The organism is Microcoleus vaginatus PCC 9802 (genome assembly GCA_022701275.1).
GTDB classification, from domain to species: domain Bacteria; phylum Cyanobacteriota; class Cyanobacteriia; order Cyanobacteriales; family Microcoleaceae; genus Microcoleus; species Microcoleus vaginatus_A.
Map to the genome: position 1 here is coordinate 1581800 of CP031740.1, position 26991 is coordinate 1608790.

The 26991-nt window shown below is 45.0% G+C and carries 23 protein-coding genes and 3 pseudogenes; 17 read left to right on the plus strand and 9 right to left on the minus strand.

Annotation, left to right across the window (positions count from 1 at the left end; translation table 11 throughout):
* The first annotated feature begins 15 nt into the window (after window positions 1–15).
* Both dacB and D0A34_06565 read left to right on the plus strand, forming a co-directional pair.
* Window positions 16–1458 (plus strand): D-alanyl-D-alanine carboxypeptidase/D-alanyl-D-alanine-endopeptidase, encoded by a 1443-nt coding sequence (dacB, locus tag D0A34_06560; GenBank protein ID UNU22201.1) that lies wholly within the window; start codon window positions 16–18, stop codon window positions 1456–1458.
* 217 nt (window positions 1459–1675) lie between these two features.
* Entirely contained in the window at window positions 1676–2572 is an 897-nt protein-coding gene (locus D0A34_06565; protein UNU18579.1) for an alpha/beta hydrolase, read from the plus strand.
* Between the two features lie 149 nt (window positions 2573–2721).
* Here the strand turns inward: D0A34_06565 and D0A34_06570 are convergent, their stop codons facing one another.
* Window positions 2722–2946: a LuxR family transcriptional regulator gene (locus D0A34_06570; GenBank protein UNU18580.1), complete on the minus strand. Its 225-nt coding sequence runs from the start codon at window positions 2944–2946 to the stop codon at window positions 2722–2724.
* A gap of 29 nt (window positions 2947–2975) precedes the next feature.
* A complete protein-coding gene (locus D0A34_06575; GenBank protein UNU18581.1) occupies window positions 2976–3449 on the minus strand; it encodes a hypothetical protein in 474 nt (157 codons plus the stop codon).
* Window positions 3450–4062: 613 nt separating this feature from the next.
* On the opposite strand from D0A34_06575, the gene D0A34_06580 reads away from it, so the two are divergent.
* Window positions 4063–4782: a hypothetical protein gene (locus tag D0A34_06580; GenBank protein ID UNU18582.1), complete on the plus strand. Its 720-nt coding sequence runs from the start codon at window positions 4063–4065 to the stop codon at window positions 4780–4782.
* 25 nt (window positions 4783–4807) lie between these two features.
* Window positions 4808–5029, plus strand: a complete 222-nt coding sequence (locus tag D0A34_06585) for a hypothetical protein (protein UNU18583.1) — start codon at window positions 4808–4810, stop codon at window positions 5027–5029.
* 80 nt (window positions 5030–5109) lie between these two features.
* Here the strand turns inward: D0A34_06585 and recA are convergent, their stop codons facing one another.
* Window positions 5110–6213: a recombinase RecA gene (gene recA / locus D0A34_06590; GenBank protein UNU22202.1), complete on the minus strand. Its 1104-nt coding sequence runs from the start codon at window positions 6211–6213 to the stop codon at window positions 5110–5112.
* A 339-nt stretch (window positions 6214–6552) separates the two neighbouring features.
* On the opposite strand from recA, the gene D0A34_06595 reads away from it, so the two are divergent.
* Together D0A34_06595 and D0A34_06600 are read left to right on the plus strand one after the other, a co-directional pair.
* A complete protein-coding gene (locus tag D0A34_06595) occupies window positions 6553–8169 on the plus strand; it encodes a glycosyl transferase family 39 (protein ID UNU18584.1) in 1617 nt (538 codons plus the stop codon).
* A gap of 134 nt (window positions 8170–8303) precedes the next feature.
* Window positions 8304–9821: a carboxylate-amine ligase gene (locus D0A34_06600; protein UNU18585.1), complete on the plus strand. Its 1518-nt coding sequence runs from the start codon at window positions 8304–8306 to the stop codon at window positions 9819–9821.
* 190 nt (window positions 9822–10011) lie between these two features.
* Here the strand turns inward: D0A34_06600 and lepB are convergent, their stop codons facing one another.
* Window positions 10012–10620: a signal peptidase I gene (gene lepB, locus D0A34_06605; GenBank protein UNU18586.1), complete on the minus strand. Its 609-nt coding sequence runs from the start codon at window positions 10618–10620 to the stop codon at window positions 10012–10014.
* Window positions 10621–10709: 89 nt separating this feature from the next.
* Between lepB and D0A34_06610 the strand changes: the two genes are divergently transcribed.
* The 3 genes from D0A34_06610 to D0A34_06620 are packed head-to-tail and all read left to right on the plus strand — an operon-like array spanning window position 10710 to window position 12762.
* The gene (locus D0A34_06610; protein UNU18587.1) at window positions 10710–12038 is read left to right on the plus strand and encodes a dihydroorotase; all 1329 of its coding nucleotides are present in this window, start codon (window positions 10710–10712) and stop codon (window positions 12036–12038) included.
* Between the two features lie 55 nt (window positions 12039–12093).
* Window positions 12094–12420 carry a DUF433 domain-containing protein gene (locus D0A34_06615; GenBank protein ID UNU18588.1) on the plus strand — a complete coding sequence of 109 codons (327 nt, stop codon included), beginning with the start codon at window positions 12094–12096 and terminating at the stop codon, window positions 12418–12420.
* Window positions 12421–12423: 3 nt separating this feature from the next.
* A complete protein-coding gene (locus D0A34_06620; GenBank protein UNU18589.1) occupies window positions 12424–12762 on the plus strand; it encodes a hypothetical protein in 339 nt (112 codons plus the stop codon).
* Between the two features lie 61 nt (window positions 12763–12823).
* Here D0A34_06620 and D0A34_06625 read toward each other — a convergent pair whose 3' ends face one another.
* Together D0A34_06625 and D0A34_06630 are read right to left on the minus strand one after the other, a co-directional pair.
* Window positions 12824–13273 (minus strand): bifunctional alanine racemase/tRNA (adenosine(37)-N6)-threonylcarbamoyltransferase complex ATPase subunit type 1 TsaE, encoded by a 450-nt coding sequence (locus D0A34_06625; GenBank protein UNU18590.1) that lies wholly within the window; start codon window positions 13271–13273, stop codon window positions 12824–12826.
* 148 nt (window positions 13274–13421) lie between these two features.
* Window positions 13422–14822 carry a YvcK family protein gene (locus tag D0A34_06630; protein UNU18591.1) on the minus strand — a complete coding sequence of 467 codons (1401 nt, stop codon included), beginning with the start codon at window positions 14820–14822 and terminating at the stop codon, window positions 13422–13424.
* 164 nt (window positions 14823–14986) lie between these two features.
* Here D0A34_06630 and D0A34_06635 point away from each other — a divergent pair, with 164 nt between their 5' ends.
* From D0A34_06635 to D0A34_06670, 8 genes and pseudogenes are all read left to right on the plus strand, one after another.
* On the plus strand, window positions 14987–15769 hold the full coding sequence (locus D0A34_06635; GenBank protein ID UNU18592.1) for an ABC transporter ATP-binding protein: 783 nt from the start codon (window positions 14987–14989) through the stop codon (window positions 15767–15769).
* Window positions 15770–15831: 62 nt separating this feature from the next.
* Window positions 15832–16213: pseudogene (locus D0A34_06640) on the plus strand (four helix bundle protein).
* 55 nt (window positions 16214–16268) lie between these two features.
* Window positions 16269–17759, plus strand: a complete 1491-nt coding sequence (locus D0A34_06645; GenBank protein UNU18593.1) for an MCE family protein — start codon at window positions 16269–16271, stop codon at window positions 17757–17759.
* A gap of 179 nt (window positions 17760–17938) precedes the next feature.
* Window positions 17939–18694 (plus strand): annotated as a pseudogene (locus D0A34_06650) (Uma2 family endonuclease).
* A gap of 124 nt (window positions 18695–18818) precedes the next feature.
* Window positions 18819–19430 (plus strand): Uma2 family endonuclease, encoded by a 612-nt coding sequence (locus D0A34_06655; protein ID UNU18594.1) that lies wholly within the window; start codon window positions 18819–18821, stop codon window positions 19428–19430.
* A pseudogene (locus D0A34_06660) lies at window positions 19421–19642 on the plus strand (Uma2 family endonuclease). Before D0A34_06655 ends, D0A34_06660 begins: the two are co-directional and overlap by 10 nt.
* A gap of 212 nt (window positions 19643–19854) precedes the next feature.
* Window positions 19855–20262 (plus strand): tetratricopeptide repeat protein, encoded by a 408-nt coding sequence (locus tag D0A34_06665; GenBank protein UNU22203.1) that lies wholly within the window; start codon window positions 19855–19857, stop codon window positions 20260–20262.
* Window positions 20263–20301: 39 nt separating this feature from the next.
* Window positions 20302–22611, plus strand: a complete 2310-nt coding sequence (locus D0A34_06670) for a glycosyltransferase (GenBank protein ID UNU18595.1) — start codon at window positions 20302–20304, stop codon at window positions 22609–22611.
* 57 nt (window positions 22612–22668) lie between these two features.
* Here the strand turns inward: D0A34_06670 and D0A34_06675 are convergent, their stop codons facing one another.
* From D0A34_06675 to D0A34_06685, 3 genes are all read right to left on the minus strand, one after another.
* Window positions 22669–24909, minus strand: coding sequence for an O-linked N-acetylglucosamine transferase, SPINDLY family protein (locus tag D0A34_06675; protein UNU18596.1), 2241 nt, complete (start codon window positions 24907–24909; stop codon window positions 22669–22671).
* 109 nt (window positions 24910–25018) lie between these two features.
* Window positions 25019–25552: a prepilin-type N-terminal cleavage/methylation domain-containing protein gene (locus D0A34_06680; GenBank protein ID UNU18597.1), complete on the minus strand. Its 534-nt coding sequence runs from the start codon at window positions 25550–25552 to the stop codon at window positions 25019–25021.
* A gap of 114 nt (window positions 25553–25666) precedes the next feature.
* Entirely contained in the window at window positions 25667–26986 is a 1320-nt protein-coding gene (locus D0A34_06685; GenBank protein UNU18598.1) for a class I SAM-dependent methyltransferase, read from the minus strand.
* Window positions 26987–26991: the final 5 nt, after the last annotated feature.

Sequence of the window (26991 nt, forward strand, 5' to 3'; positions counted from 1 at the left end):
ACTGGCACTTTGAAAATCCAAGGAATTGCGCTTAGTTTGTTAGTGCTTGTGCTGGGGCGTCCGTCGGCGGTTACTGCTCAAACCCAGGCGGTTGCTGGGGATATTTGTCCTGCGGATTTGGGTGCCCAAGTAGATGCGATCGCCAATCGTCCCGAATTTAGCCGATCGCGCTGGGGCATTTTGATTCAACCTCTATCTTCTACTACTACTCTCTACAGCCGCGACAGCCAAAAATATTTTATTCCGGCATCAAATGTCAAGCTGCTAACCACAGCCGCTGCTTTGCAGAAACTCGGTGCAGATTTTCGGATTAAGACTTCGGTTTACAGCGACGAAAATGGGAGTTTGTACGTTGCCGGCAGGGGAGATCCGAGCATTGCTGAGCCTCAGTTGAAATCTTTGGCGCAGCAGTTGAAACAGCGAGGAATCAGTCAAGTAAACGAGTTGATTGGCGATGACAGCTATTTTCAAGGCAGTGCAGTTAATCCGAATTGGGAATGGGAAGACGCGCAAGCAGGCTATGGAGCGCCGATTAACAGTTTAATTTTCAATCAAAACGCGATCGACCTTCTATTGTCCCCCCAGGCTCTTGGGCAACCTCTGAAAGTTACTTTTGCCGAACCAAAACTGGCAAATCAGTGGCAACTCCAGAACAATTCAGTAACTGTCGCCCAAAACGAACCCGAGTTTATTGAAGTTGGCAGGGAGTTCGATCGACCTATAATTCGAGTGAGCGGACAGTTGAAAGTTGGTGGCGAACCTGAATCAGCTTATGTGGCAGTTGTCAACCCCGCTAATAATTTTTTGCAGCAGTTTCAGCAAGTTCTGGCGGCTGAGGGAATTCCTGTTAAACAGGCTTTAGTTGCCTCGGCTTCTCGCAATTTAAATCAAGAATTAGCGACCGTTGAATCGCCGCCGCTGGCTGAATTGGTGAGAGAAACTAATCGCGAAAGCAACAATCTTTATGCAGAAGTTATATTGAGATTGCTGGGAAAAGTTACAGACAAGATGCCCCAGCAGCAAGAAGATACAGGTGAAATGGGTTTGAAAGAGTTAAAAACCGCTTTAACTAAATTAGGAGTAAATCCAAACAGCTACATATTAGCCGACGGTTCGGGACTTTCCCGCCACAATTTAATTAGCCCTGAAGCCTTGGTGCAAACTTTGAGATTGATGGCTAATTCACCTGCTGCATCTATTTACCGCCAGTCACTGCCGATCGCTGGCGAGAACGGCACTTTGAAAAATCGCTTCAATAATACACCAAACCGCGTAATTTTGCAAGCAAAAACAGGAACTTTGAGCGGGGTTTCGGCGCTGTCGGGATATATCGAAGTTCCGAATTACGAGCCGCTGGTGTTTAGCATTATCGTCAATCAATCTGACCTATCTGCTGCAAAAATGCGATCGGCAACTGACGAAATTGTGCTATTATTGAATCGCCTGCGCCGCTGTTAAAACAACAGATTTAAGGTGAGAAAGTTAAGCTCAGTAGTTACACCTAAAAAACCGGGTACCCAAAAACCCTACAAGTTTTAAGTTTCATTAGATTGCACCGACGGGGATCAAAAAGCAGCTACAATAAAAGTAGAAAAATTAACACCATTGGGACGTTTTAGCCTGCTACCAGTCGGCGGGTTCTGTACTTCCCGAAAATAAGTCTAGCTTTCCAACTATGAATTCTTTCGATTCCGAACAGCAACACATCTTTGTCGAAACCAATAACATCCGCCTGCACTGCGTTTCTCAAGGAGAAGGCGAGCTTGTTCTTCTCTTGCATGGGTTTCCAGAGTTTTGGTACTCTTGGCGTCATCAAATTCCTGCTTTAGCGCGTCATTTCAAGGTGGTAGTGCCGGATTTGCGGGGCTACAACGATTCCGACAAGCCGGAAAGTGGCTATGATTTAGATACGCTGAGCGCGGATATTCGCGGTTTGATTGCGAGCCTCGGTTATACAAAAGCTCACGTTGTAGGTCATGATTGGGGAGGGGTGATTGCGTGGCACTTAGCTCAAAAATTCCCCGAACAACTCAACCGCTTGGCAATTTTAAACGCTCCGCACCCGCAGCGATTCGTGCAGGAAATGGCGAGCAATTTAGATCAAATCCGCCGCAGTTGGTACGTTTTGGCGTTTCAGGTGCCCGGCATTCCCGAATGGTTGATCCGGCAAAACTTGAAAGATTTTGTACACAATGTTTTCCAAGGACAAGCTGTTCGCAAAGGAGCTTTTAGCGCTGAGGAAACTAAGATTTATCAGACTGCTTTAGAAAAGCCGGGAGTATTAGCCGCCGCTATCAATTATTACCGCCAGATGTTTCACCCGCAGAGGCTTTGGAATTTGGGGCAGAAATTAGAACCTGTGACAGTACCTACTTTGGTGCTTTGGGGAGAAGAAGATGCGTTTTTGAGCCACAAACTTGTAGAAGGTTTAGACAGATTAATTACGGCTCCGTTTAAGTTAAAATTAGTTCCTAACTGCGGCCACTGGATTCAGCAGGAAGCGCCACAAACGGTGAATCGAGAATTGCTCAGTTTTCTGAGAAATTCTTCTCCTTCTTTGGCTGTGGCCTAGAAAGTTTTAAACATTGCAAATTAAAACCCGGTTTTACAGCTAAACCGGGTTTTCATCTGTCTAGGGATAGGTTTTTTTTAGGGGGCGTCGTGCCTACAGTTTCTGGATTAACAGAGAATTAAAGCTAGCTGACGCACGCTACTTATTTATCAGTCCCAGAGCAAATTTTCTTGGATCAGCAGTGCAATCATCGCAGTTCTGGAACAAACACCGAGTTTGATAAAAATCCGCCTCACGTAAGTAGCAACCGTCCAGTGACTGATATTTAAATTTTTGGCAATACATTTGTTTGGCAGGCCTTGGGCTACTAATTGCGCGATCGCTCTTTCGCGTGGACTCAGGCTAATTTCCGGTTTGTAACTTATGCTTTGCATACTTTTGTAATTAGGTAACGAGTTAAAATCTAATCAATTAAGGGTACAATTCCGAGTTTTTCTCGAACTTCAGATAAAGGAGTTTCCCAATCAGATGTAACGTCCCAATTAATTAGCCGAGTGGCTAATTTTCCGTGTTTTAAGCCTTTGATAATTTGTCCTATCGCGCATTTTCCGCTGATCAGTCCAACTAACACTAAAATCGCACAAGAAGGACGAAATACTTGAGCGCGAGTAAACGCTTGAAGTATAAATTCATCTTCTGTTGAAGCCGAAAGACCTGTCAGCACGTGCCAAACGTCGTGGTTTCGCTGAATCCAGTCTCCCGATGCGATCGGCTCAAAGCCTTGTTCGTCTAGAAATCGCGCCACTTCGTACCCTAATGTTCCTGCTGGCAGTTGGCGCAATTTTGCCAAGTCTATTTCAAAATGTCGATCGCTCTCAATTTGAGGGTTAATTGTTTGAGCAATCTTTAATATAACTTCTAATTGACCGTCAGCCATGATTTATTCTTCCTCGAACAATGATTGAACTCTCTGGCAAACTTAATTTGTGTTTTTTAAGTTCATTTCTGCGATGAATCAAGACGACTTTTTTTACGGACTCAGCTTAGAAATCGTACTTTCTGTCACAGCAATGGGGTTTCAGGAGCTTTTACATTTCTTTACAAGCATTCTTAGAGTTGAAATCTGCTACCTGTAAAAATCGCCCTAGTTTTTCTAATCGCAACTTGACCCACCGGGAAGTACCCGTAAAATCCACAGTATTTAGCGGTGATTGGAACCCCTTTACTTACGTATATAAATTTATTCTGCTGCTAATTATTGGAACCTGCAATGAGTCAGAAGTGGAAGCTTGCAGGCATCGTGATGCAGGTGCATACAAGTGAAGAGAGTTGAAGGGAGCTGAAGCAAGGTGAAGTTATGCAGAGTTGATTTTTCGGAATTACGCAGTAGTCCCAATCCCCTGTGGTTGCCGAATTTGTAGTGGCAATCAGGCGGGATTGCCCGTATGTCGTTAGAATGTCGCTCAAATGAGTGACACTCATTTGAGCGACTGGTCAAGTATTTTCACCAACAGCTATAAATAAAGTAGAGATTCATACAAGGTGTTGCTGTGAAAAAACTTTACATTTTGTTGTCCACAGGAGTTATGTCATTAATTTGGTGCGCTGCTGCTAGCGCTACGAATTATGTTAATCCTAACGGTAAAACTACTTTAAACCTGTCAGAAAAAGGGAACAATCCCAGAGGTTTTTACTTGACCAAAGTAGGCAATCGGCAATTTTTGGGCAACATTCAAATTACCCGTTCCGAAGGAGCAGCAGGCTCTTACTATTACAATGGGACTTTCAAAGACAGTGCGATCGGCCCTGGCAGAAAAATTATTTGTTCTGGGGATATTACCATTGTTAGGCGTCAAGTTGGAAGGAGCAGCCAATTGGGAGCCGAAGTTACTTGGAAGGTGAAAGGAGGAGAAAATTGTCCTTCTATTGGCCAGACATTTAAAGTAAATTTAGTCGAATCTTTACCGCGTCCTAATGCAAGTGGCGACTATACTTCTAGCAATTCTAATACTTGGTTGACTGAAACTGCTGGTTCTGGAACTTGGCCTGCTTGGCGAGTCACGTCGCGAGATGGACAACTCAACTGCCGCAAAACGCCAAACGGAGCAATTCAACAAGTTTACCGCGCGGATAGAGATACAATTGCTGCTGAACTCAGGGGAGTAAATGCGATTACGATGGCTAACGGTCAACCCTGGTTGCAGACAAGACAAGGCTGTTATGTGCGCGCTAATTCTCAATACGTTCAGCCAGTTTCTATGCCTGAATAAGTGATCGTAAGTAGCGAGCATCTCAATGAAAGCAGCCAAGCTAGAAATTGGAGTTGGGAGCCAGGAGCAAAGAGGCAGAAGGAAGAAGGAAGAAGGAAGAAGGAAGAAGGAAGAAGGAAGGAGCCAGAAGAAGTGTTTTTACAACTATCAGAGGCCCCCAGTAAGTAATTCCCAAACCTCAAATCTCAAATCTCAAATCTCAAATGGTATAACCTGCATATTTTTGAGGATAAAAGCACAAAAGTAGGTTGGGTTTGTGTATACTAAACCCAACCTACTTTTGCTAATCACTAATGACAAATCACTAATGATAAATAACTAGAAAAGTTATACTTCTTCCAACTCTTCTACATCCTGAACGTCATCAACATCCTCATCCTCATCATCAACATCAAGATCAACAGGAGCGACAGAATTAGCAGAAACCACAGCCCCCGTATCAAGTTGTTCCCGGACTAACTTCTCGATCTCATTTTTAAATTCGGTATTTTCCTCCATGTGTCGAATCACGTTGTCGCGTCCTTGAGCAATGTTATCGCCCTTGTAGCTATACCAAGAACCTTTCTTAGTAATTACTCCCATTTCGTCGGCCAAGTCAGTCAGACAGCCTAAAGTAGAAATGCCTTTGCCAAATACAATGTCAAATTCGGCAATGCGGAAAGGCGGAGCAACTTTGTTTTTAGCAACTTTAACTTTCGTGCGGTTGCCGTATTCTTCTGTACCTTTTTTCAAGCTTTGAATGCGGCGAATATCGAGTCGCACGCTGGCGTAGAACTTGAGTGCGTTACCGCCGGTTGTGGTTTCGGGGTTGCCGTAAGTTACGCCGATTTTCTGCCGCAATTGGTTGAGGAAAATGACGGTACAGCCGGATTTGCCGATGTTGCCGGTGATTTTCCGCAAAGCTTGGCTCATCAAGCGCGCTTGCAAACCCATGTGGGAGTCGCCCATGTCGCCTTCGATTTCGGCGCGGGGGACGAGGGCGGCTACGGAGTCAATTACTACGATATCGACGGCGACGGAACGCACGAGTTGATCGACAATTTCTAGGGCCATTTCGCCGGTATCCGGCTGGGAAACTAAGAGATTTTCAATATCGACGCCTAAAGCTGAGGCGTAGGTTGGATCGAGGGCGTGTTCGGCATCGACGAAGGCTGCGATACCGCCGGATTTTTGGACTTCGGCGATCGCGTGGAGGGCTAGAGTGGTTTTACCGGAACTTTCCGGGCCGTAAATTTCAATAACTCGACCTTTTGGCAAACCGCCGCCCAAAGCAATGTCCAGTGTCAGGGCTCCGGTGGGAATGGTTTCTACCCTCATGCGAGTGGAGTCTCCCAATCGGACGATCGCCCCTTTGCCAAAGCTGCGCTCGATTTGGGAGAGTACGGAAGTTAGAGCTTTTTGCTTTTCTGAGTTTTCAGTGGAAGTTTTTATAGACGTTTCTTTTTTTGCCATTTGCGGTAAGCGGGTAGGCCCCTTGCGGAGCTTGTTGATTAACTGTACAACACGTATGTTAGCAGTTATTTTTAGGGTCTGGAGGTTCTGCGGGGATTTGGTTTAAGATTCTTGATTTTGGGGGTGCTTCAGCCTGAGCCAGCTTTTTGAAGGCTCTGATATATAAAGTATTCCGCATCCGGCAGAGGGTAGAATTATTGTCTGTTGAGGGATGTAGTAGGTATCGATCGCTCTGGGAGTGAGGTTTAAGATGCCCTACAGTTCCAAATTCCGTGAAGCGTAGCTATCCCGGATGGAATCGCCACAATTAGGACAAGCATGGGATCTACAACACATCAAGACACATCTGTTAATACCCCAAATTCCCGCTGGCTGATGAGCTTATTGGCGATCGGCATTTTACTTGGTATCGGATTTCGGTTTTTTGAGATCGATCGCAAACTGTACTGGCACGACGAAGCTTACACATCAATCCGCGCCGCTGGTTTCACCCGCCAAGAAATTGACGACGAACTATTCCAAAACCGGATTGTTCCCGCACAAGAATTGCCAAAATATCAGCGGATTAAACCGGGAAGTACAGAAGCAGATACAATTCGTTCTTTAGCACTAGAAGACCCGCAGCATCCGCCTTTATACTTTCTCATGGCCCGTTGGTGGATGCAGCAATTTGGCAGTTCTCTAGCAGCATCTCGCAGTTTGCCAGCACTATTGAGTTTGCTGTCGTTGCCTTTGATGTACGCTTTAGCTCAGGAACTTTTCGCCTCGAATTTGACGGCGTTATTAGCAACAGCACTTTTGGCTTTATCACCCTTTGATATATTGTTTGCTCAGACAGCAAGGCAGTACAGTTTGCTAACAGCCACAGTTATTGGCAGCAGTTGGCTGCTGCTGAGAGCAGTGCGGTTGCGGGGTTGGCAAAATTGGGCGTGTTATTCGCTGGCGATCGCCTTTGGTTTCTACACTCACCCTTTCTTCTGTTTAACACTCATTGGACACGGAGTTTTTATAATTTCTTACTGGTTGTTTGTCAAAAAAACAAAATTGCCAGGTCACGTAACTAATTCGCAATTTTTCTTAGCGGTAACAGCGGCCTTAATATTGTATATTCCCTGGATTTACGTGCTGGCGACAAACCTGGAACGAGCATCAGCTACGACAGATTGGACGCGAGTATCTCCGGGTTGGCTGTATCTTGTCAAATTGTGGACACTCAGCTTTACAGCCTTATTTTTTGACTTCGACTTCGGGTTTGATAATATTTGGACTTATCTGCTGAGATTGCCATTTGGGCTGTTAATTGCGGCAGCCCTTTACACAATCTGCCGCAGGGTTAGCACTTCTACTTGGCTGTTTATTGTAACATCAACTTTTGTACCTTTTTTAATACTGGCATTACCGGATATAATCCTAGGTGGCAAACGTTCCGCTGTCAGCCGCTATCTGATTTCCTGCTTTCCGGGAGTGCAGCTAGCAGTTGCTTACTTGCTCGCGAGTAACGTGAAAACTCAGCAGCGGTTGTGGCAAGTCATTTTAGCGTTGGTATTTACAGCAAGTGTAGCCTCCTGTACAGTTAGCGCTTTTTCTGATACTTGGTGGAGCAAAGACTTGAGCTATTTTAATGCTGAAGTTGCGAAAATTATTAACAAAGAGGTGATAGCTAATCGATCCATTAAAGATACAATTGTAATTAGCGATCGCGGCAACGATTTTACGAACATGGGAGATTTGCTTTCTCTGAGTTATTTGCTCGACAAAGACGTGAGGCTGATGCTGATGAGCCAGTCGCCAGATATGGAGATGCTGAACAAATATTCGGCTCCCCTGGTGTTCCGCCCTTCGGAAAAATTGCGCTCGGCACTAAAGCAAAATCAACGCCGCTTAGAGCCAATTTTGCAGTATGCCAGACTTTTTAGAGCGCGGCGAGCTTCTTAGAGCAGATTGACAGAAATGGAAGATCGTCCCCGGTAGGGTACGTCAGAAAAAACTGTGTGAGTTGTCTCAACTATGGGGGCTGACACACCCGACATAATCAGCAATAATTATTTGAATACTTAGGATAAAACGCAATGCAAGAGTTAAATAATTCATCTTCCGAATCGGCGCAGAAGTTTCGCAATCTTCAGACAGAATTGCGCGAACGTTGGCGAGCGATAGAAGAATTCGACAGCGGAGATTGTGACATTATTATCATTCCTTCTGTCAGCTTAGATCAGCAAGAAATGCGGAAAATTGAGGGTGCTTACCACTACGAAGAGCGACATTTATTTTCATTAATTCGCCTGCGAAACCCCCGCACGCGCTTAATTTACATTACCTCGGAGCCCTTGCACCCGATGATTGTGGATTATTACCTGCAATTGCTGCCGGGAATTCCATTTTCTCACGCGCGCGATCGGCTTTTGCTGTTCAGTGCTTACGATGCTTCTGCCAAATCCCTCACCCAGAAAATTTTAGATCGCCCCCGCTTGATGGAGCGCATTCGTCAAGCAGTACGGCCGACAAAATCTTATATGGTTTGTTATAACTCGACGCCCTTAGAACGCGAGTTATCTGTTAAATTGGGAATTCCTTTGTGGGCCAGCGATCCCGACCTCTTATACTGGGGAACAAAAAGCGGCAGCAGGCAAATTTTCCAAGAATGTGGCGTGCCTTATCCTGACGGTTCCGAGTTGGTTTGGAATGCGGAAGATTTAGCAGAAGCTGCCGCTCAATTGTGGGAACGGCAGCCGGATTTGCAGCGGATGGTAATTAAGTTAAATGAAGGTTTTTCGGGGGAAGGAAATGCAATTCTAGATCTGCGTTCCCTGGCAAGTAAAGCGCCTCAAGAAAGAGCGAAGGCAATTGGGGAGGGCTTCCATAATTTGCGCTTTCAATCCACAGGCGAAACCTGGGAAAATTTTAGCAGCCGCATTCCCGAATTAGGGGCAATTGCCGAAGCATTTATCGAAGGAGAAGAAAAGTTCTCGCCCAGTGTTCAAGGCAGAATTATTCCCAGCGGCGAAGTAGAAATCCTCTCCACTCACGACCAGATTTTAGGAGGCCCAGACGGCCAAATTTTCTTGGGTTGCCGATTTCCTGCGGACGAATCTTATCGGCTGGCGTTGCAAGAATTGGGATGGAAAGTGGGGAAAAACTTAGCTAAAAAAGGGGCTTTAGAGAGATTTGGAGTAGATTTTCTCGCTGTAAAGCAATCCGATGGGAAATGGGATCTTCAAGCAATAGAAATTAACTTACGAAAAGGAGGCACAACTCATCCGTTTATGGCTTTGAAGCTGTTAACAAACGGTCGGTACGATCGTACTACCGGATTATTTTACAGCCAGCAGGGCCGTCCGAAATATTATGTCGCTTCGGACAATTTGAAAAAAGAGCGATATCGGGGATTATTACCGAACGATTTGATGGATATTATTGCTGACAATCAACTGCACTTTGACAGCGGTACAGAGACGGGCAGTGTGTTTCATTTAATGGGTTGTTTGTCGGAGTTTGGCAAATTGGGATTGACGAGTATCGGCAATTCGCAGCAAGAAGCTGAGGAGATGTATAACAAAGTGGTGAAAGTTCTAGATCGCGAAACGTGAGGCGATTTTAGATTTTAGATTTTAGAATTGATCCCGTGAGTCAGCTTAGATCCCCGGCTTCTTGAATAAGTCGGGGATCTAATATCCCTCGCGTTTTGTATAGCAACCGGCAAGACGATTAGGATGTTCTTAATCACCCAAACCATTGCTATTATTGAATGGGCATTCTTGCTTCTTCCTTCCGTTATAGCTAATTTTTAGCGGGATAAAGAGGTGTGGGGTCGATCGAACCAGTGCGGTTGAGTGGCCAAAAACGCACAATTGCCCTACCGATGATATTTTGCTTGGGTACAAAGCCCCAGTAATGACTGTCACAGCTTGCGTTGCGGTTGTCGCCGAGCACCAAGTAAGAATTTGGAGCTACAACTACAGGCCCGTAGGGATACTGCGGAATTTCTTCAATATATTTTTCCTGTAGCGGCTGCTTGTTAATAAAAACTTTTCCCTCTCTGACTTCCACACTGTCCCCCGGCAGTCCGATCACTCGCTTGATATAGGCATCTTTGATCGGTGGCGGCTGTCCCGTGCACAAACTAGCTGGATCTGGAGGCATAAACACTATAATATCTCCTCGCTGGGGATCTTGGAATCGATAGCTCACCTTATCTATAATTAATCGATCGTTAATTTGTAGGGTTGGGAGCATCGACCCGGTGGGAATGTAGCGAGCTTCGGCAACCAGGGTGCGGATGCCAAAGGCCAAGAATGCTGCTAAGCCGATCGTCTTAATTCCTTCGATCCAAGGATTTTCGGTGTCTTGCGGAGGTTTTTCGTCGGCTGACTTGTCTAGACGAGTCATAGGGTATTGTAGTGACTGAGCTGGATACGAATTATAAACTTAATAATGCTTCCATGCTAGCACGCTGTTTACTCAATTAATGATATCTTATGACTCCCAAATCAAGTTTGTTAATCCGTCGCGCTCGCATTCTTTTGCCCAATGGTGAGTTTTTGGTAGGAGATGTGCAAATCTGCGATCGCCAAATTGTCAAAGTTGCTGCTGAAATTGTCGAATCGGGCGATCGAGAAATAGATGCCAAAGGCTTAACTCTGTTACCCGGAGTAATTGATCCCCAGGTACACTTCCGGGAACCGGGTTTAGAACACAAGGAAGACTTATTTACCGCTAGCTGTGCTTGCGCTAAAGGCGGCGTGACATCGTTTCTGGAAATGCCGAATACGCGACCTCTGACCACAACCCAAGCTGCCTTAGATGATAAACTAAGCCGCGCTGCCGAGAAGTGTTTGGTGAACTACGGCTTTTTTATTGGTGCAACGCCCGAGAATTTGCCGGATTTGTTGAATGCGAATCCGACTCCGGGAATTAAGGTGTTTATGGGTTCGATGCACGGGCAGCTTTTGGTCGATGGAGAAGCAACTTTAGAGGCGATTTTTGCCAAGGGCGATCGACTAATTGCCGTGCACGCAGAAGACCAAGCTAGAATCAACCAGAGGCGTCAGGAATTTGCCGGGATTTCCGATGTTACCGTGCACTCCCAAATTCAAGACAATCAAGCAGCTTTATTGGCAACTCAGCTAGCATTAAAACTTTCTAATAAGTATCAGCGGCGTCTGCATATTCTGCACCTTTCAACTGGGGATGAAGCTGAGTTGTTGCGTCAGGAAAAACCGAGTTGGGTGACAGCAGAAGTGACGCCCCAGCATTTGTTGTTAAATACCAGCGCCTATCAAAAAATTGGCAGTTTAGCTCAGATGAATCCGCCTTTGCGCGAACCCCGCGATAACGAAATACTTTGGCAAGCTTTACTCGACGGCGTAATTGATTTTATCGCCACTGACCACGCGCCGCACACATTAGCAGAAAAAGCTCAAGAATATCCAAATACGCCATCAGGAATGCCCGGAGTCGAAACTTCTTTGCCTTTGATGCTGACGCAAGCAGTAGAAGGAAGATGTACAGTGGCACAAGTTGCTAATTGGATGTCGGCAGCCGTTGCTAAGGCTTATAAGATTCCCAACAAAGGGGCTATTTCTCCGGGTTTTGATGCCGATTTGGTATTAGTAGATTTGGAAAATTATCGACCCGTCGTGCGAGAAGAAATGGTGACTAAGTGCGGCTGGAGTCCTTTTGAAGGTTGGAGTTTGACTGGGTGGCCAGTTGTGACTGTTGTTGGAGGAAAAGTTGTTTTTGAGAATGGTAAATTGGATACAAATGTGAGGGGAGAAGCCTTGAGATTTGACGCTGAGCAAGCATGAATTTAACTCAAGTGTTATAATTGGGTATTCCTGCATCGCAAAGGCGATTTTACCCATGCTCATCGAAGAACTAGAAACACAACTCCTGGCCTTAACTCCGACTGAGAAAGCTGAAGTCATCAGACTTTTAGCCCAAAGTTTAAACAATAGCTGGCCAGGAATTACCAAAACTCCCGACGTGTGTGGCGGCGATGCTTGCATTGCCAAAACTCGCATCCCAGTTTGGCTGCTTGAAAGTTTTCGCCGTGAAGGTTCAAGCGATGCTGAACTTCTACAATTTTATCCCCATCTCAGCGCGGCCGATCTAGTCAATGTTTGGACTTATGCTGATGCACATCTGGAGGAAATCGAAGAAGCAATCTGCAAGAATGAGGAAGCCTGAGTCATGCTGAATTTGTATGCAGACGAACAATTTCCTTTGCCCGTTGTGCAATTGCTGCGCGCTTTTGGTCACAATATCCTGACTGTTCAGGAAGCAGGAAAAGCAGGACTTGGGATTCCAGATCCAGAGGTGCTAGCATTTGCTATAAGCAAAGATAGAGCTGTTTTGACATTAAATCGGTTTGATTTTATCGGACTGCACAACCGACAGCCAGACCACTCTGGTATTATTGTTTGTACCAAAAATCGGAATGTAGAAATGTTGGCAATACGCATCAATGATGCTATTGCTGGTGAAGAAAGTTTGAGAGGCAAATTAATTCGTGTCAACCGTCCGCAGTAAGTACGCGCGAGCGAAGCTATCTTCCCGCAGAGGTTCCCGAAGGGTAGGGAATCGCACTCGCTCAATTTTCCCATTGCCAATCCAATAAATCGCCATTACCAATTACTTCAGCTTGCCGCCCGTTATCTAGATAACTTAAAGAAATTTGCAAATAATTTTCTGGTTTGTACTGCAATCTTTCCGCCCATTCGATCGCCACAATTCCCAAATCCATTTCTAACCCGTCCCAATAACTTTCTAAGTGCAAAGCCTCCACTTCTTCGGGTTCTAGTCGATACAAATCTAGATGATACAGCGGAATTCGACCTCCAAAATACTCGTTAATCAGTGTGAAAGTAGGACTCTCAATCGAGTCCGAGATTCCTAAACCTTCAGCGATACCTTGAACCAATGTAGTTTTGCCTGCACCTAAATCTCCTTGTAATAAGATTACAGTGCCGGGAGGGAGCGATCGGCCTAACGCAACACCAAACTTGCGCGTAGCCTCAGAATCTGAAAGCAAAGTTTTCATTTCAATAATTAGTCATTAGTCATTTATGATTGGTTATTTGTTATTTGTTACTCGCTGGTGGCTGCCAATAACCAATAACTAATAACTAATAACATTAGTAAACAGTAAACAGTAAACATTCAACATTGAACATTCAGCAGTCAGCAGCTTAAATGTTCTGCGCGCGGCCGTACCAACGCAGCAACATCCCCGCCAACCTTTGCGAATTGTGGCGAATTAAACCCGTATTTTCATCTTCATCCATGACATTGGCGATGACAACTCGTCGCCCCAATTGCGTCACGGCTTCTCGATCGAGTACCACCGGATAAGAATCCTCCTGAGAATAGCGGATCAAAGCCTTTGCAGAAGGGACTTTTCCTTGAACGACTACAGCATCGAACAGCGCCCTGCCACAAGCGCGGTCGATCGCCCGAATGTGGTCTGCAACACTGTATCCGTCAGTTTCCCCCGGCTGAGTCATAATATTGCACACATAAATGCGCGGAACTTCGCTGTTGGCGATCGCATCAGCAATTTCCGGCACCAACAAATTCGGAATGACACTCGTATAAAGACTCCCCGGCCCAATAATAATAAAATCCGCTTCCCGAAGACCTTCCACAGCCCTAGGTAATGCCGGAGGATTAGCAGGATTACAGCCTATTTTGAGGATTTGCCCGTTAGCTTTTGTAATGCTGGACTCCCCCTCAATCCTGCGGCCGTCAGCGAGTTCTGCCCACAAAGAAACATCGCTCAGAGTAGCCGGCAGCACCTCTCCCCTCACTGCTAAAACTTTAGAACTCGCCGCGATCGCCTGTTCCAAATCTCCAGCAATATCGCTCATCGCCGTCAAAAACAAATTCCCAAAACTGTGACCCACCAAACCGTCACCAGCCCGGAAACGATATTGAAATAACTCAGTCAATAACTTTTCCTCATCTGCCAAAGCCGCCAAACAATTACGAATGTCTCCCGGCGGCAATACCCCAATTTCCCGCCGCAGCCGCCCGGAAGACCCGCCATCATCCGCCACCGTGACAATAGCAGTGATTTTAGCGCTGTAATCCTTCAATCCCCTGAGCAAATTAGAAAGGCCCGTACCGCCCCCAAGTGCGACAATTTTCGGGCCGCGGTGCAAGCGACGGTGGTGGAGGAGTCGATCGACCAGTTCCTCGTTGCCTTCGGGCATCAGCACTTGGGTAATAGAGTTCAAACTGCGAGTTTGTCCCCACAGAATTAATAAAATCCCGCCAGCAATGATGATCGGGCCCGACACGTAATTAGGAACAACTTCCGCAATCCACGCCAAAAAATTTCTCAACAATTGCAATAAGAAGAAAATGGGAGTCATCCCAGTCCAAATCGCTAAACCCAAAGTGGCAAGTACCACGCCGCTAGCACTAATCAGCAGCCACCGTTTCACTAACAGTCCGGGGGCTAACCACTTAAACCACTGGTGAACTCGCCCGTTCCGCAAAGAAGGGGGGTAAGGATTTCTGGATTGGGCAAAAACCTGCTTGGCTTTAGCCAAGACGCGGAGGGCTTTAGGAAGTGAACTAATTGACATGGTTAATTAGTCTTAAGGGTATTGGAACAGCTCGAGCTGACAAATTTACAATACAAGAGAGTTTTGGTTCTGGCAGTCAATTTAAGTGATTAGTGATTAGTCATGAGTGATGAGTCATTAGGTAGACTGATGACTGAGGACTGACAACTTATTGATAACATCTTATGCCTGAGCCACTAATCGAACTCAAGGGGGTAAGTAAGTCCTTCGGCCAGAACCCGATCCTCGATCAAGTCGATCTGAGGATTTATCGGGGAGAGGCCCTGGCAATTATTGGCCCTTCCGGGACGGGGAAATCTACGATTCTGCGGATAATTGCGGGTTTGTTGGCCCCGGATGCCGGTGAGGTTTTTGTTCAGGGACAGCGCAGGGTCGGATGGGTGGACGACGTGGCAGATCCGATCGGAATTGGGATGGTTTTTCAGCAAGCGGCTTTGTTTGATTCGCTGACGGTGGAGGAGAATGTCGGTTTTTTACTTTACCAGCATTCTAAGCTGCCGCGCCGCCGCATTCGGGAATTGGTGGAGGAAAAGTTGGAGATGGTGGGTTTGCCGCGAATTGGCGAACGCTATCCGGCGCAGTTGTCTGGGGGAATGAGGAAGCGGGTAAGTTTTGCCCGCGCTATCATGGCGAATCCTGATAATGACAGGGATAATCCAGAGGTTTTGCTGTACGACGAACCGACGGCGGGTTTAGATCCGATCGCTTCGACGGTAATTGAAGATTTAATCCGTGAGTTGCAGGCGGCTAACGGTGTTTGCAGCACTTATGCGATCGTCACTCACCAAGACAGTACCATCCGCCGCACTGCCGATCGCATCGTGTTTCTCTATCGAGGCAAAGTGCAGTGGGAGGGAACTGTCAATGACATTGCATCGACCGATAATTTACTGATCAGACAATTTTTTAGCGGCAGTGTTACTGGGCCAATTCCAGCGCTTGGATAGTCAATTGTTATTAGTGAACTTTCATTACTCAGCAGTCATTAGTCATTAAGGTCGAGGGTAATATGGCAACAAAAAGTTTTCAGGAATGGCGAGTTTATAAATTATCAGAACGACTAGCAGATGAATTTTGGCAAACTGTTAAGACTTGGGAACGATTTGCCAAAGATACGATCGGCAAACAAATTGTCCGTTCAGCCGATAGCATCGGTGCTAACATAGCAGAAGGAGTGGGACGAGGCAGTTATCAAGACAACAGACGCTTTGTCAAGATAGCTAGAGGTTCTTTATATGAAAGTCAACACTGGTTGAGACGAGCTTACACTCGAAACCTTTTAAACGTTCAACAAGTAAATACATTCACAGCAATCATTAATGACTTAGCCCACTCAATTAAACTCATACCTACAATCTATCGGGTCATCCCCTAAAAATGATGCTCAATGACTAATAAGCCATAACTAATAACCCATAACTAATGACCAATGACTAAGGAGGTAATATGCGATCGCGAACTGTAAGAGAAGGTTCTGTCGGGCTCTTAATTTTAGTAGGAATCGGTTTATTTGGCGGCTTAGTGCTGTGGCTGCGGGGCGTGCAGCTAGGGAACCGCAGCTACAAATTCGCCGTAGAATTTGGCAGCGCCCAAGGAATGCAAATAGGCACGCCCATCAGGTATCGTGGGGTTGCAGTCGGTAAAATTACCGCCCTCCAACCGGGTTCCAACGGCGTACACGTGACGCTGGAGATTGCCCCCGGTACTTTAGTGATTCCCCGGGATGTTACGATCGAAGCGAATAAATCCGGTTTAATTGGCGAATCGTCGATCGACATTACGCCCAACTCGATTTTGCCAGAATCATTACTTACCGCCAATCCCCTTAGTGCCGACTGTCCCCCTGAGATCGTCTGCAACAATTCGCGCTTAAAAGGTCAAGCTGGAGTCACTATCGACGAACTTATTCGATCCACAGTCCGCCTAGCTAATTTCTACACTGACCCCGCGCTGTTTAACAATATTAAATCTCTTGCCGAGAATACAGCCAACACCGCTAAAGGTGCAGCTAAACTCACCCAAGATTTATCGAGTTTAACTAAAACTGCCCAAGCGGAAATAAAAACTTTAAATCAATCTGTAAGGGGAGACATTGGGAGCTTAAATCAATCTGTAAAAACCGAAATAGGAAGTTTAAATCAATCCTTAAAGGGGGAAGCCCGCAGTTTAAATCAATCCTTAAAGGGAGAAGCAAGCACCTTAAATCAATCGCTCAAGACGGAAATATCAGCAGTCGCCGCTGATGTTTCTAAAGTAGCAGCTACGGCGGACACTTCCACAAAAGCCGTATCTGCCGCTGCGATAAATTCTGCTAATTCAGTAACTCAAGCCGCTAATCAAGTTACATTAACAGCCAACCAACTCAATTCTTTAGTAACAACCAACCGCGCCAGTTTAGTCTCAACTCTGAATAATATGAATCAAAGCAGTCAGGAACTGCAGGTAGCAGTCAGCAGTTTGAGTCCCACAATTAATCGAATCAACCAAGGACAATTACTGAACAATTTAGAAGTTTTATCAGCGAATGCTGCCCAAGCTTCTGGTAGTTTGCGAGATTTATCCAGCCAGGTAAACAATCCCACGACTTTGCTATTATTGCAGCAAACTCTAGATTCTGCACGAGCTACATTTCAGAACGTCCAGAAAATTACTTCCGATGTGGATGATTTGACAGGAGATCCGGCTTTCCGCCATAACATTCGCAGGTTGTTCAACGGATTGGGAGGCTTATTGGGCTCGACAGAACAACTACGACACCAAGTTAAAGTAACTCAAACATTAGCTCCCCTTTCTGAGAAAGTAAATGCGAGTACACCTGCCAGAAATCAATCAATAGAGCCTGGATTTCTCAGCTTGAACAAACAGCAAAAACTGCCTGTTATACCTTCTAAAACTGCCAGATCACCAGAACCAGTGGCTCCCGAAAATACCCCTTAAAACAGGGTATCATGGAATAACTGCCATTACAAGATTCGCGACTTCCTCTAGTTAGTAAGGTGGACAATACGCACTCCGATTACAGCTAGTTAATCAGGTGCGGCTTTCGCGCCCGGCATTAAAGTTATTGTCCAAATCCTATTAACAAAAAAGTCTTTCTCTCGCAACAAGGAAAACCAATGACGCAAACATTATCGAAACCGGACGCAACCAAAAATCCGTATACTGTAACTTGGGAAAAATTGCCAGATGACGTTAAATTACCAGACGATCCTCTGGAAAACATCGACCAACTACTTTTAGCCGCCGCCCTGCGAGAAGCCTTGGATCTGGCAGAATTTATCCTAGCTTCAATGCTAATAGCTTCCAATTTTGGACTATGTGCCAAAGTCAATGACAAAACAGTAGTAAAAGCACCAGATTGGGTGTTGGTTCCCTCGGTATTGCCAGCAGAACCCGGAGAAGTTCGCCGCAGTTATACGCCCCATGCTGAGGGAGAAGTATCCGCAGTAGTGATGGAATTTTTATCGGATACTGACAGTAGTGAATATTCAAATAAACCGAGATATCCTTAAGGAAAATGGCGGTTTTACGAGCGAATTTTGCAAGTACCGATTTATGTGATTTTTGAACCGAAATCGGGAGTGTTGGAAGGGTACAGACTCTCGACATCGGGAGAATACTAACTGCAAGAACCGGATGCTAATCAGCGATTCTGGATAAAATCAATGGGTTTATTTCTGGGGCTTTGGGAAGGTGAAAAATCTCAGAGAACGGGTTATTGGTTGCGCTGGTGGGATGAGAATGGGCATTTGCTGCTGTGGGGTGCCGAACGGGTGGAACAGGAACGCCAGCGCGCCGAAGAAGAACGCCAGCGCGCCGATCGACTAATGGCATACTTGAGAAGTCAGGGTATCGATCCTGATGGCATTTGAAGGTGTGGGAGGTCGCTCAATTTTAGATTTTCGATTTTAGATTTTCGATTGAATAATTGGGAATCAAGGAGCCAGAGCGATCGATTTTAGAGTTGAGATTTTCGATTGGGAATTAAGGAGCGCCATGACTGCAACAACCTTAAAAGAGAAATTAGATCAGCCGTTGCTATTTCCAGGGTTAACTTGGGAACAATTCAAAACCTTAGAACCCATGCTCGATATTCCAGGGGTTCGGCTGTTATTTTTAGATGGGATACTGGAGATTCAGAAAAGGCCTGGAAGAAAACACGAAACAGCCAAGGGACGTATCGGTGCGTTGGTAGAAACTTACATGATGGCGGCAGGAATCGATTTCACCCCTACGGAGTCTCGGACATTAGAAAATGAATCGCGACTGGTGAAGTGTGAAGCAGACAAGTCTTACGAATTGGGTACTGACAGAGAACGTCCATATTTAGCGATCGAAGTAGTAGCCACTGGCGGTGGAATTGATAAGCTAGAGGCTTACAAACGGCTGCAAATCCCTGAAGTCGGGTTTTGGGATAACAGCCGACTGTCTCTGTATGCTCTCAGACAGCAAGGATACGAAGAGATTGCGAGTTCCCAATTGCTCCCAGAACTCCATATTGGTTTACTCGTCAGGTGTGTTAATATGCCGAGTCATGTTGAGGCAATTAAGGAATTCAAAAGGGCGATCGATCTCAATACTACCAACAGGAATATAGCTATCAATTAATTACTAAAAGTCGCTGTGAAGTGCTGCAACGGCGTTTAGAAATAGATGGAAAACTCATCGGTTTTGATCGGAAAGATAATGGATAAAAATTACTGCTTCCTGATGAATTACCCTCAGCACTAGAAGCGGAACGCCAGCGTGCTGCTGAACTCGAATCTTTGCTAGCGCGTTACCGAGATCAGTTTGGTCAGTTGCCTGAGAGTAACGGCTAAAAAGTCAGGGTGCGATCGCCCTTCACCGATCTCAATCGCCCGCGTGTTATTATTACCTAAATGTCCTTGACAAATCTCTGGTGTTGTGTGCGGGGCTAGAATTGGTCTCAAATTTTAAATGGCGAAGGGCGATCGTTTTGCGATCGAACTTGGGCAATCTAGAGATAGGTGCTTTGCGAGTACCGGGAAAACAGCGAGGCCAAGAGTTAGCAATGGAAAGTATACAGAAAAAATCTAGCCCTCGTCCCGTTAATAAGGGCGATCGAACTAAGCAGATTTTTGCGTTAGTATCAATGGTTTCGTTTGGTGGTTCTGCTATTTTTGGTATTTTCAGTCTGTTCAGCAGCGGTTTGAGCAGCCAGCACCAGCAAAAGCAGACGCCTGTGGCTGTTTCCCAGGAATCTCTGCTGGCGGCGCAGGAACGGGGATATAAAACGGTTTTGCAGCGGGAACCTCAGAATCAGACGGCTCTGGAGGGGTTGGCAAATGTGCGGTTGCAGATGAATAATGGGAAAGGGGCGATCGAGCCTTTGGAGAACTTGGTGAAGTTGTATCCTGACAGAGCTGATTATAAGGAGCTTTTGGGGCAGGCGCGACAGACAATAGAAGGAAAAAAATAGAGCTAATAGTTACAATAAGTTATAAATTTACTATATTATATGCCACTTAAATGCAAAGTTTGCGAATCCGATTCCCATCATTTTGCCCAGGGTAAAGTTATGGGAAAATATGATGTAGATTATTTTCAATGTTCAAACTGCGGATTTGTTCAAACTGAGGAACCATACTGGTTAGAGGAAGCTTATTCTCAGCCAATAGCGAGCAGTGATGTTGGCTTAGCGTTCAGAAATTTGTCATTTTCACAAATAACCCAAAATTTATTATTTAACTTCTTTAATCATCAAGCAAGATTTCTCGACTACGGCGGTGGCTATGGTCTATTTGTCAGGCTGATGAGAGATGCGGGATTTGACTTTTACTGGCTAGACAAGTTTTGTCAAAATATATTTGCTCAAGGATTTGAGAGTGATGCAACCGCAAATAACCCATTTGAATTAGTCACGGCATTTGAAGTATTTGAGCATCTGGTTCACCCCATAGATGAGCTGGAAAATTTGTTAAAAAAATCCCGAAATATTTTATTGAGCACAGAATTGCTGCCCGAAAGCAATCCTAAACCCGATGAGTGGTGGTACTACGTGCTTCACGAAGGTCAGCACGTTTCTCTTTACACAGCTAAAGCTCTTTCCATAATTGCTACTAAATTTAATCTGAATTTCTACTCGAATGGTTCGTCTCTGCATTTACTGACAGAAAAAGAATTGCCGGACGATTTATTTCAACAATTGGCAAAAGGAGGATTAGCAGCGGTTAATAAAGCGTCGCTTTTACAGCATGACTTCTTAAAAGCTGTTAGCAAAATTACTAATATTCAACAGGCAGGAAAGATACAACTTGCTGAAATAGAAGAGGAAGGCGACTCGCGAAGCGGGTTAACAATCCTGATTGACGGTGTATTCTTTCAAATGTACAAAACAGGAATTTCCCGTGTTTGGAGGTCGCTACTAGAAGAATGGGCTGAAAATGGTTTTGCCAAGCACATAATAGTATTGGATCGGGTGGGAACCTCGCCAAAAATTGCGGGAATTAGGTATTGCACCGTGCCTGCTTATGACTACAGTAAAACTGATGCTGACCGGGAAATGTTACAGCAAGTATGTGATGAAATAGGTGCCGACTTATTTATATCAACTTACTACACAACACCCCTATCTACTCCCTCTGTATTCATGGCCTATGACATGATTCCCGAAGTGGTGGGAGCAAATTTGAATCAAGAACCTATGTGGAAGGAGAAACATTATGCTATCCACCATGCTTCTGCTTATATTACTATTTCGGAAAATACAGCTAGTGACTTAACAAAGTTTTTTCCAGAAACTGCCTCTAAGTCTGTAACTGTAGCTCAGTGTGGAGTTCAAAGTCTTTTTTCACCGGCTAGTCAAGAAGATATTAATGGTTTTAAAAATAAATATGGTATCTCCAAACCCTACTTTATTTCAGTAGGTGGAGGCGCTGATTATAAAAATAGTATCTTGTTCTTCAAAGCTTTTGCTCAAATTGCCAGCAAAGAGGGCTTTGAGATTGTCTGTACGGGGAGTGGAGTTCTATTAGAAGGAGAGTTGAGAAATTATACTTTAGGTACTGTAGTTCACAAGCTGCAACTGGATGATCAGGAGTTGAGATTAGCTTATGCTGGTGCTGTTGCACTGGTTTATCCCTCGAAATATGAAGGATTTGGCTTGCCTATACTGGAGGCGATAGCCTGCGGTTGTCCAGTCATTACTTGTCCTAATTCTTCTCTTCCAGAAGTTGCAGGCGAAGCCGCATTATATGTGAAGGATGATGATGTTGATGGATTGGCTAATGCACTTTGCGAGGTACAAAAACCGAAGGTTCGCAACTCATTAATTGCGGCTGGGTTGGAACAAGCTAAAAAGTTCTCTTGGTCAAAAATGGCGAAAACGATTAGTTCAGCACTGATTGACGCAACTCTAGTGCGTTTAAACTTGAAAGATATTAATCTAATTGTTTTTCCAGATTGGTCGCAGCCAGAAGAGTCTCTTGGTTTAGAATTGGAACGAGTGGTGAGATCGATCGCAACTCACCCAGACAAAAGGAAGATGACTCTCCTGGTAGACCACAGTAACATTTCTGACGAAGATGCTAATCTCGCTTTCTCAAGCGTTGCGATCAGTCTTTTAATGCAAGAAGATTTAGATGTTTCCGGCGGGCCAGAAATTTCATTGATTGGACAGTTGAGCGAAATTCAGTGGTCAGCTTTGATACCTCGACTTTACGGTCGAATTTTATTGGAGGATGAGAATAAAAAAGCTATCGCTCACGCAAAAGCCGAGAATATTCCCTCATTAGAACTAGACCGTTTTATGAAGGAGAGTTACTCATGAATGTAGTGAATTTGTGCAGCAACTGGCTGCACAAACTACTCACGGGAATCAGCACCATCAAGGATTTTTGTCAAGATATATCTGCCACATTTGCTCGTATGCTTTCTCCATCTCTCGCGTAAATTGCTTGCCATTCCACAGAGGCGCAGTTTGTCGTGACTGCCGCAGTTGCCAGGATATTTGCTGCCGCAGAGCTGCGTCTTTCCCTAAACGAATACCCCATTCTACATACTCTTCATCAGTCCAAGCAATCCCTTCCAAAATACCAGCATTCATCATCATTCCGTAACTGTTGCGACTAGAAAACTGTTGCCCTACTCGTGTCACCAAAGGAATGCACATCCACAGAGTTTCCATTGTTGTTGTAGCTCCGTTATAGGGGTAAGTATCTAGCACCACGTCAGCAATACCTAAATTAGCCCGGTGTACTGCCTCTGAAGGAGCGTGAGGCAAAAATCGCAAGCGATCCGCACTTAGCCCCTCTGATTCCGCAATCTGAATAAAAAAGTTTTTTAGAGATTCTTGCTCAGCAAACCATTTAGTTACAAAGTAGCTATTGGGGACTGCCTTAATAATTTGCATTTGCAGCCGAGCTGTGTTGGGATTGTACTTGTATCCCATCTGACTACAATAGTATATGACTGCATCGCTAGGAATATCTAGCAGATCGCGTCGAACCGTTGGCACTCCCACTTCAAAACCATCTACTGCTAGATAAGTGGCAGGCAATCGCCATATTTTTTCCGCATAGTAATCCTGTGCTGATTCCGGTAAAACGTAATTATCTGCAATATAGTAATCAACATTTGGTACGCCAGAAGCATCCCACCCCAGCCAACTAACTTGTACAGGGGCAGGCTTAATTGCCATTACCTCACAGTTAGTATTCATCGTAATGCTATCAAGATCGATCAATATATCAATTTCATCTTCGTAAATTTTTTCAGCAGCTTCAATACCTGAAATACCTAGTTTATAAGCTTTGTCAGCTTTACCAATATACCATTGCTGAATGGGATCATTTGTCAGTTTGGCTCCAATTAGATAAGCACATATTTCAAAGCGATCGCGGTCGTGATGTTCAAACAACCAGCGTGCCAGCCATCCTACAGAATGACTACGTAAGCAATAAGATAAATAACCAACTTTATAACGTCTTTTTTCATTACCTCCCTGAAGCAGAGGCAAGGAGCGATGGCGACACTTCTCTACTATTGGCTTAGCATAATTTTCAACATTTGCTTGAAAAAGATTACCAATTTGGATGCGAATTATCCCAGCTTCTTGAGGTTGATCTTCAAAGTAAGGAAAGAAAAATAACGAACTCATCAAGCGAAGCGCAGCAGCCGAATCCAGATTAGTCGGATGTTCCTCAATAATAGCCCTCATCATTAATTTGTGTGTCTCAAACGCTGACCAAGAATCTTCCCAATTACCACCAGCCAGCATCAGTCCGCGCAGCAGCAAGTGATTGGCAAAAATTTTATCTACCAACTGTTCCATCACTGAGTAGCAAATCTTAGCAGTTTCTATCCCTTGATAAAAATTTCCTATATCTTGGTAAAAACTAGCTAGGGCACGCAAAACTTCTTGGTGTTTAGCTTCTAACCGCAAGGCGAGTTCCACATAACGGGTCGCTAAGTGAAATTGCTTTCCTGAATATGAGATGTCATAAGCAAAGTAAAGTAAATTTTCAATGACAGGTAGAGGTTCTTTAACATGGTTCAAACAAGCTTCTGTAAATTCAAATGATGAAGGGTGGAATGGAGCAACGTCTAAAACGGTCTTCCAGACTTGCAGCAAGAGGTCGTAGTCTAATGCTATTGGAGCCTCGGACTTCAGAAGCTCGACGATCGTGCCCAAAGCGTCTGATTCTTCGCCTCTGTAAGTTTTCCGCAGGATGGAAAGTCCCACCGAATGCAACAGGTTATTAATATCCCCTGGATTGATTTCTCGGATGTGCTGCCGAATCGCCCAAGCTACTTCATAATTTACCAAATCCAGCCGTTGTCGTTCAGCCTCCGCTTCCAGCACTTGTAACAGTTCTGCTGTCCAGAGTTCAATTTCTTCAGATTCACCCTCAGCCATTGCCAGCAGCCAAGTTGTTTGAGCTTCTGCTTCTTGTTCTTGCAACAGCAACATCAATCCTAAGTGCCAGTAGTAAGATTTAACGCTTGGTTGCTCTGTAATTGCCTGTTCGTAGAGGATTGCTGCCTGAGCGTAATTTTCTTTAAGCAGGAGTTGCTCGGCTGTTTGCTGCCAATCGGGCGCCAGTGCTAATAAATTGTCAGAAATCATAAGCTCAGCCAATAAAATCAGTTTCCTATCTACAGTAAAGCGGGCAGCATAGATAACGCTAACCCGCTTTTTCGTTTTTTTTCACAAGCATGGCTTGTGTAACAAGCTGTTACTTAGTAACGATCGTCATACCGCCGGGACAAACACTATTGCTACCAGAAAGAGCAATAGTTGCAGGTGCTCCAACACCCGTCGTTTCACAAAGGATTGTCTGTGTGCCTGAAGCCCCTGTAGCATCGGGCGCTGTCACTGCTACAGCTCCTCCATATCCCTTCAGTGTATTGAGACTCTTAGGAGTTGCTGCCGAAGTTGATCCGCCGTTTGTGCCCGTACCAGCATCGCTAAGGGTGTATGTATAGTTGGTGGTGTCAGTTTTGAGACCAAGACCCAACACACCGACATCTGTTGTAAACTTGGTGTTTTCTGCAAAGTAAGCCTGCGTACCCTTGTTCATTGAACTGATATACTGCTTGGCTTCTGTCTGCTTGGCTTTGTTTGCTTGGCTGAGGAAGGAAGGCAAAGCAATAGCCGAAAGAATACCGATAATGATGATAACAACCAGCAGTTCAATCAGTGTGAAACCTTGATCCTGTCTTCTTTTGTTGATGTGTTGCAGGAACTTGGCTTTAAATTCAGTCTTCATAAGTCTTTTCTCCGTGAGGGGTGGGATGCTTGATTTCTAACTCTTATATGTAACTTACCCAGTTATCCGCACTTTAATATCACCCCCAACTATTTTTTTTCTCAACTTCTGGCTCTAAGGCTCCAAAAGCACATACAGAAAGACTTCCAGCCTAATCAACAGTTCCTTGACTTCCTCAAAGGCAGTCTCATCACTAACAGACTTTAGGTTAACACCGATCTGCGAGCGGATTTGGAGCCACTGTTCTACTAGGGACACCATAGACTGTGGCCCATCCCAAAGAGGTAGCAAGCAAGCAGCCATTGTAGTGTCGATCGCCACCGGCGCTAGAGTTGGCACAATAATATAACGGCTAATCTCAAACGCCGTCTGGCTGTCAATGCAATTCATCAAATCTTCCCTAATCTGGGAAGTCCTCAGTTGAGGGTGCAGGTGTACCCGTCCTTCTCGCCATTGAGCCTCCGTCCATTCCGCAACGGGCACAACATCCTGAGTTTGATCGGGATTGCCGCACCAGAAATCAAACAAACGGTGCAGGGGATGTAACAAGTCAAATAAATGCAGTCGCTCTTCCAGAGAAGCTTCTGGCAGACTCATCGCCAAAAACGGAGGCAAATCATCTGGCTCTTTGAACAAATCCATCAACTCCCACCGGCGCCAAGCCACCATGTTGATAAACTCTAGATCGGTTGCTCTCAAAAGTGCAAACAGTTCAGGAATGGTACAACCTTTATCACCCACCAATAAATAGTTAGCCATAATCCATCCCTGATCCTGCGCGCGATCGGAATTCCAGGTAAATGCCTTAAGCCCTACTTCATCTTGTAATGCTTCCATTGTTTCCCGGACTATTTCTATCTCCACTTCTCCCGGGCTTCCATCCATTAATCCCATTGTTTTGAAAGCAGCTTGAGCGCGAAATACTCCGGCTCTACCATTTGAACTGTGAAGGTTGGTGCGGATGATGCCATCGGGAGCGAGAACTGACTTCATTGCTTGCAATCCAGCAATAGCATCGGGCAAGAGATACAGAACTTCGTCAGCATTGATATAGTCAAACTCTAACCCTAAACTTGGCAAATCTTCTATCTTCAAAGCATAAAACTCTGCATTAGCAACCCCATGATACTGTAAACGTTGCTCAGCTAGTTTCACAGATTCTTCTGATAAATCAATGCCTACTATTTTCGCTCCCGGATTGGCTATAGCTAACACCAAGGATTTATAACCGGTGCCGCATCCCGCATCCAGGATCACTTTACCTTCTGTATTAATAACTCTTCTATTTCTGAAGTAGTAAGCAGTTACAAGATTATGAATGTAGAGCAATTCACTGTTGTCTTTTGGAGATTGTTCCAGCGGGATTCTGGGAAAAGGAGTATTGTCAAATTGCTGGCGAATATTTTCTATTAACTCTAAATTTTCGTGATCCATTTTCA